This window comes from Azospirillum sp. P4_B5, from assembly GCF_056402275.1.
Window position 1 is genome coordinate 37274 of the sequence record NZ_JBFUHT010000057.1, and the last position, 6155, is coordinate 43428.

General features: G+C 71.5%; 4 protein-coding genes and 1 pseudogene. 3 read left to right on the forward strand and 2 right to left on the reverse strand.

Features of this window, described 5'->3' with window-relative positions; all coding sequences use genetic code 11:
* Positions 1-105: 105 nt before the first annotated feature.
* Positions 106-1722, reverse strand: a complete 1617-nt coding sequence (locus AC1DVI_RS28770; RefSeq protein ID WP_476960878.1) for an acyl-CoA synthetase — start codon at positions 1720-1722, stop codon at positions 106-108.
* 137 nt (positions 1723-1859) lie between these two features.
* On the opposite strand from AC1DVI_RS28770, the gene AC1DVI_RS28775 reads away from it, so the two are divergent.
* From AC1DVI_RS28775 to AC1DVI_RS28785, 3 genes are all read left to right on the forward strand, one after another.
* The gene (locus tag AC1DVI_RS28775; RefSeq protein ID WP_476960879.1) at positions 1860-2393 is read left to right on the forward strand and encodes an RT0821/Lpp0805 family surface protein; all 534 of its coding nucleotides are present in this window, start codon (positions 1860-1862) and stop codon (positions 2391-2393) included.
* A 54-nt stretch (positions 2394-2447) separates the two neighbouring features.
* A complete protein-coding gene (locus AC1DVI_RS28780) occupies positions 2448-4610 on the forward strand; it encodes an O-linked N-acetylglucosamine transferase, SPINDLY family protein (protein WP_476960880.1) in 2163 nt (720 codons plus the stop codon).
* A gap of 114 nt (positions 4611-4724) precedes the next feature.
* Positions 4725-4970: a hypothetical protein gene (locus AC1DVI_RS28785; protein ID WP_476960881.1), complete on the forward strand. Its 246-nt coding sequence runs from the start codon at positions 4725-4727 to the stop codon at positions 4968-4970.
* A 1-nt stretch (position 4971) separates the two neighbouring features.
* On the opposite strand, the pseudogene AC1DVI_RS28790 reads toward AC1DVI_RS28785, so the two are convergent.
* Positions 4972-6155, reverse strand: a pseudogene (locus tag AC1DVI_RS28790) (tetratricopeptide repeat protein); the annotation flags it as partial.

The window sequence follows — 6155 nt, forward strand, 5'->3', positions numbered from 1 at the left end:
TCGTTTCTTGTTGTTTGTTTATCCCCTCGCCCCTCTGGGGAGAGGGTTAGGGTGAGGGGGCGCCCGTAGGGCGTCCAAGCACTGCAGTGAGGAGGCGTTGTCGGCCTACCCCCGCCCCCTCAACTCACGGCGAATGATCTTCCCCGTGGTCGTCATCGGCAGGCTGTCCACGAACTCCACGGCGCGCGGGTATTCGTGGGCGGCGAGGCGGGTCTTCACATGGGCCTGGATCTCCGCCGCCAGTTCGTCGCTGGGCCGCACGCCGTCCTGAAGGACGATGAAGGCCTTCACGATCTCGGTGCGCAGGGGGTCGGGCACGCCGACCACGGCGGCCATGCGGACGGCGGGGTGGCCGATCAGGCAATCCTCGATCTCGCCGGGGCCGATGCGGTAGCCCGCCGAGGTGATGACGTCGTCGTCCCGCCCGACGAAGCGGATGTAGCCGTCCGCGTCAAGCTCGCCCTGGTCGCCGGTGACCAGCCAGTCGCCGACAAACTTCGCGGCGGTGGCCTCCGGGTTGTTCCAGTATTGCAGGAACATCACCGGGTCCGGGCGGTGCACGGCGATCAGGCCGATCTCACCGGGAGGACAGCGGTCGCCCTTCCCGTCGATCACCGCCACGTCGTGGCCGGGCGCCGGGCGGCCCATGACGCCGGGCTTGGGCGGCATCACCTTGGCGCAGGAGGACACGATCATGTTGCATTCGGTCTGGCCGTAGAACTCGTTGATGGTCAGCCCGAAGGTCTGGCGGCCCCAGTCGAGAAGCTCCGCCCCCAAGGTCTCGCCGCCGCTGGCGACGGAGCGCATGTTGTAGGCCCAGCGCGTCTGCGGGTCCTTCACCGCACGCATCATCTTCAGCGCGGTCGGCGGCAGGAAGGCGTTGCGCACCTGGAAATCGGCGATCAGGCGGAAGGCCTCCTCCGCGTCGAACTTCTCGAAGCGGTGGGAGACCACGGTCACGCCATGGTGCCAAGCGGGCATCAGCACGTCGAGCAGGCCGCCGATCCACGCCCAGTCCGCCGGGGTCCAGATGCGGTCGCCCGGCTGCGGGAACAGGTCGTGGGAGATCTCCACCCCCGGCAGATGACCGAGCAGCACCCGGTGTGCGTGCAGCGCGCCCTTGGGCTGGCCGGTGGTGCCGGAGGTGTAGATGATCACCGCCGGGTCGTCGGCCGCCGTATCCACCGGCGTGAAGTCCTCCGATGCGGCCTCGACCAGCGCGTGCCAGTCCAGCTCGCCCTCCCCGGCCTCGTCGATGCGCAGAACGAGTTTCAGTTCGGGCAGGCGGTCGCGGATCTGGGCGATCTTGGCCGCACCCACGGCGTCGGTCACCACCGCTCGCGCCCCGCAGTTGCCGAGCCGGTATTCCAGCGCCTCCACCCCGAACAGGGAGAAGAGGGGGACGGCGACTCCGCCCATCTTGTAGACGGCAACGTGGCTGACCGCAGTCTCCGGCGCTTGGGGCAGCAGGATACCCGCCCGGTCGCCGCGCGCCACCCCATGGGCGGCCAGCGCGTTGGCGAGGCGGTTCGACAGGCGGCGGATGTCGGCGAAGCTGTAAGTCTCCACCGCGCCGTCGCGGCGCTTGTGGATCAGGGCGGTGCGGTCCGGATCGCGCTCCGCCCACTTGTCGCAGACGTCCACGCCGATGTTGTAACGCTCCGGCACCGACCAGACGAATCGGTCGCGCAGGCCCTCGTAGCTGTCCGCTTCCGGCAGCATGCTTTTCCTCCCGACGGGTTCTTGCCGGCCGCTTGGACGCGGCCATTTCCTTGCATCATAGGGGCAACGGCGGCGGTCCGTCACGCGGACGGAATAGTTTGCGGGGCAGCCATGTTCATGAACACAGGTTTTGTACCGTGGGGTTCGAGATGAAGGCCAAGGGGATCGTTGCGGTTGTTCTGTCCGTGGGCCTGCTGGCCGGCTGCGCCAGCCCCTATGGTTATGGTCCCGGTTACGGCGCCTATGGGAGCGGCTACGCCCCTGGTTATGGCAATAAGACGGCGGCGGGGACGCTGCTGGGCGGCGTGGCCGGCGGCCTCGCCGGGTCGCGCTTCGGCGGCGGCACGGGCAAGCTGGTGGCGGTCGGCATCGGCACGCTGCTCGGCGCCGCGCTCGGCAACGCCGCCGGCCAGTCGATGGACCGCGCCGACATGATGTACGCGCAGCAGGCGGCGGGGCAGGCCTACATGGCCCCGACCGGCGCCACCGTGCAGTGGAACAACCCGCAGACCGGCAACTGGGGAAGCTACACCCCGACCCGCGACGGCACCGGCCCCTATGGCGAGCTGTGCCGGGAGTTCCAGACCAGCATCGTGGTCGGCGGGCAGCTTCAGCAGGGCTACGGCACCGCCTGCCGCCAAGCGGACGGAAGCTGGCGCATGGTGAGCTGAGGCACCCCACGCACGCCCTTCAACCAAGCGGGGAAATGCTCTAGACAGTCGGGCATGGCGACGATCAAGGACGTGCTGGCTGCGGCGCTGGCCCACCATCAGGCCGGCCGGCTGGCGCAGGCCGCCGCCGGCTATCAGGCCGTCCTCGACACCCTGCCCGACCACCCCGACGCGCTGCACCTGCTGGGCGTCGTCTACCTCCAGGCCGGACACCCGGCGGAGGCCGAGCCGCGCATCCGCGCCGCCATCCGCGCCGACGCGACCGTGGCCGACTATCACGACAACCTCGGCAGCGCCCTGCGCGCCCTGGACCGGGCCGCGGAGGCGGCGGAAGCCCACCGCGCGGCAATCCGCCTGCGCCCGGCCTTCGCGCAGGCCCACTACAACCTCGGCAACGCACTCGACACGCTGGGCCGGCTGGAGGAGGCCGCGGACGCTTACCGGCAGGCCGCCGCGCTGCGCCCCGGCTACGCGCGGGCGCGCTTCAACCTCGGCAACACGCTGACGGCGCTCGGCCGGCTGGCCGAGGCGGACGATGCCTTCCGCGCCGCCCTGGCCGACGATCCCGGATTCGGGGAGGCGCACGCCAACCGCGCCTCGCTGATGTTGCAACGCGGCCGGGCGGCGGAGGCGGAACGGGCTTTGCGCCGCGCGCTGGCGCTGCGCCCCGGCCACGCCACGGCGCTCGCCAACCTGTCCGCCGCCTTGCTGGCCCTCGACGTCCCCGCCGACGCCGAGCGGGCGGCCCGCCGCGCCGAATCCGCGCGCCCGGACTTCGCGGCGGCCGCGCTGCGCCGGGGCGACGCGCTGCAAAAGCGCAACCGTCTGGCCGAGGCCGGCCGCGCCTACGCCCGTGCCGCCGCCCTGTGCCCCGACTTGGCGGAGGCTTACGCGAACCACGCGCTGGTGCGCCAGACGCAGGGCGACCTGGACGGCGCGGCGGCCGGCTACCGCCGCGCGCTGACCCTGCGGCCCGATCTGGCGGAGGTGCGCTCCAACCTCGCCTATCTGGAACTGTTCCGGCCCGGCGTGACGTTGGTCCGCGTGCTGGAGGCGCACCGCGGCTGGGACGTCGTTCACGGCGCGCCGTTGCGGTCCGAATGGGCGCCGCACGCGCCAATGGTACGAGACGACGCCCGTCCGCTGCGCGTCGGCATCCTGTCCGGCGACTTCCGCCGCCACCCGGCGGGCCAGTTCGCCGTACGGGCGGTGGAGGCGCTGCCGGAGTTCGGCGTCGAGCTGACCCTTTACGCCAACCAGTTGGAATCGGACGACCTCACCGAGCGCTTCCGCGCCGCGGCGGCGCGCTGGGTGCCGGTCGCCGAGCGGACCGACGCTGAACTTGCAACATTGATTCGGAACGACCGGTTGGACGCGCTGATCGACCTCGCCGGGCACAACGCCCGCGGGCGGCTGGGCGTCTTCGCGCGCAAGCCGGCACCGGTGCAGGTCGCTTGGTCCGGCTACATGGCGACCACCGGGCTCGCCGCCATGGACGCGCTGGTCGCTGACGCCCATCACGTGCCGGAGGGGGCGGAGCGCTTCTACAGCGAGCGCATCCTGCGCATGCCCGGCGCCTTCATCGCCTACGACCCGCCGCCGGACGCGCCGGAGCCCGGCCCGCCGCCCTGCCTGACCGGCCAGCCCGTCACCTTCGGCGTCTTCAACATCCTGACCAAGCTGACCGACGAGGTGCTCGCCACCTGGGCCGCCCTGCTCGCCCGTATCCCCGAGTCGCGCCTGCTGCTGAAGACCAAGGCGCTGTCCTGCCCCGAAACCGCCGCCCTGTGGCGCGAACGGCTGGTCGCGGCGGGCATCGCGCCGGAGCGGCTGATCCTGGCGGGGGCGACCGCCAGCCGCGAGCATATGGGCTGGTGCGCCCGCGTCGACGTGGCGCTGGACCCCTTCCCCTTCGCCGGCAGCACGACGACGCTGGAGACGCTGTGGATGGGCGCGCCGGTCGTCACCCTGCCCGGCGAGACCTTCTCCAGCCGCCACTCCCTGGCTTTCCTGAGCGTGGCGGGAGTCGAAGGCTGCGTCGCCCGCGACCCGGCGGACTATGTGGACCTCGCCGCCGGCTGGGCCGCCAACACGGATCGGTTGGCGACGCTGCGCCGGACCCTGCGCACGCGCATGACGGCCGGGCCGCTGTGCGACGGGCGGAGCCTAGCCGAGGCGTTGGCGAAGTCTCTGCGGGATTTGACGAGAGGCGACTAGCCTTTCCGGATAGGACAGCCCCATATCCAAAATTAGGGGTTGTTTGGACACTAATTTTTCGTCACATGTTGTATATCAGATTCATAAGGGTCGCGACGCCCCAGGGGGTCCTGGATGCTGAACCTGTTGGCTGTCCGCACGGCCATTGAGGACGTGGAGTTGGCCATTGCCGCGATGCTGGCACCGGAAGCGCTGACCGCCAAGACGGTCGCCGCCAACCGGCGGGCTCTGGCGCGCCTCTACACCGCCTATGCCCAGGGTGTTCTCAAGCGGCACGGCATCGCCGTGGATCTGGACGACATCTGCGGGCAATGCTGCCGGGACTGCCCGGATGGACGCTGCGCCCGGCTTCCCTGTTGACTCACTTTTCCCCGATGAAGCGGACCCAGGGGAAGTCCAGAACGTCGAACCAGCGTACCCGCAGGCTTTCCTCCTGCCGCTGCAGTGCGTCGAGCACCGCGAAGGGCGCTGCCTGATCCAGCATCCAGAAGCCGCGCCCCTCCCGCAAAAAAGCCCCGATGTAGGCAGCGGTCAGCGCCAGAAACGCCCGCCCCCGCGGGGTCGGCTGGAAGGCGGCGAAACAAACGGTGATCTCCCGCGTCGGGCCGCGCCAGCGGGCATCACGCAGCAGCCCGGCGTCGGCCCCCCCCAGCAGCGTCGCCAGCGGATCCAAGCTCCCGGACAGCGTGCAATCGGCGTCCAGATGCAGCAGGGGCCGCTCCCAGCGGGTCATGAGCTGGTGCCAGCGCAGGAAGCGGATGCAGGCGTAATAGGTGGTGCGGCGATGGTCGTCCCAGCCCGTGAAGTCCACTTCTTCCCGGCTGGTGCCCAGCGGCAGGCGCTCCCGCCGCCGGGCGAGGTCGGCCAGGGCCTCCGGCGAGGGGTTCACGACATGGACATGGACCGCCACGCTCCCTGCTTGCGCCTCCACCGAGTCGAGCAGACCCGTGGCGAAGCGCCGGTAATAGCCGTCGTCACAGGACACCGCCAGCAGCGGTCCGCTCCCCGCCGGCGGCTCGGCCAGCAGTTCCAGCGGGGGGAAGGCGCCGAGCAGAGCGTCGGCATCGGGTAGGCCGTCCAGCGCCCGCCGTCCGGCCCGCACCATCGACCACAGGCGCAGTTCGAAGTCCGCCGCCACCTCCGCCGCCGTGAAGCGACGAGCGATGCGCCGCATGAAGCGACCGGCGAGGTCCGTCCGCCCCCGCCGGTAGAAGCGGTAGGCGACCGCCGCCGCCGCCCGCGTGTCGCGCGGGTTCCGGCTCAGGGCCGTCAGGGCGGTGCGGGCAGCGCGGTCGAGCAGGCGTTCCGGCGCCTGCCCGGCCTGGACGAGCGCCAGCGCCGCCCCGAGCAGCGCGTCCGCCGCCGCCCCGTGCTGCGGGTCGGCGGCCAGGGCGTAAGTCAGGGCGCCGATGGCGCGCTCCACCAGTTCCGTGTCGAGGCGCCGGGCGTGCGACAGCGGACGGTCCAACCCGGCGTCGGCCAGCGCGCTCACCGCGGCGTTGTGCAGCGCGTCGGGATGGGCGGGCGCCAGGGCCACCGCCTGCC

Bases quoted from the DNA above. Each gene is read 5' to 3' on its own strand.
- AC1DVI_RS28770 (WP_476960878.1), bottom strand. From the start codon at position 1,722: ATGCTGCCGGAAGCGGACAGCTACGAGGGCCTGCGCGACCGATTCGTC.
- AC1DVI_RS28780 (WP_476960880.1), top strand. From the start codon at position 2,448: ATGGCGACGATCAAGGACGTGCTGGCTGCGGCGCTGGCCCACCATCAG.
- AC1DVI_RS28785 (WP_476960881.1), top strand. From the start codon at position 4,725: ATGCTGAACCTGTTGGCTGTCCGCACGGCCATTGAGGACGTGGAGTTG.